Below are 268 nucleotides of genomic sequence, written 5' to 3' on the forward strand. Positions count from 1 at the left end.
CGGTTGTCTGTGGCGAGCTCGGGGCGGCGGGGGGAGCTAAGAGCTAAGAGCGAAGGCGACAGCAACGGACGCAAACAAAAACCCCTTCCTTGCGGAAGGGGTTTTGTCGTTGCGGCGGCGGTGCGGAGGGATCAGACGATCGCGATCGTCTTTTCCTTCTGCTCCTTGAGCCGCTTCTCGAGGTAGTGGATGTTCATGCCGCCTTGCTGGAAGCCGGCGTCCGACAGGATGCGCTGCTGCAGCGGGATGTTGGTCTTGATGCCGTCCA

At 61.6% G+C, this 268-nt stretch carries 1 protein-coding gene; it reads right to left on the reverse strand.

Annotated features, from left to right (window positions below):
* Positions 1-131 precede the first annotated feature (131 nt).
* Positions 132-268: hypothetical protein (locus HKX41_11735; GenBank protein NNC24804.1), on the reverse strand; the 137-nt coding region annotated here is incomplete at its 5' end.

Origin of the sequence: Salifodinibacter halophilus (assembly GCA_012999515.1) — a bacterium.
Lineage (GTDB): Bacteria > Pseudomonadota > Gammaproteobacteria > Nevskiales > Salinisphaeraceae > Salifodinibacter > Salifodinibacter halophilus.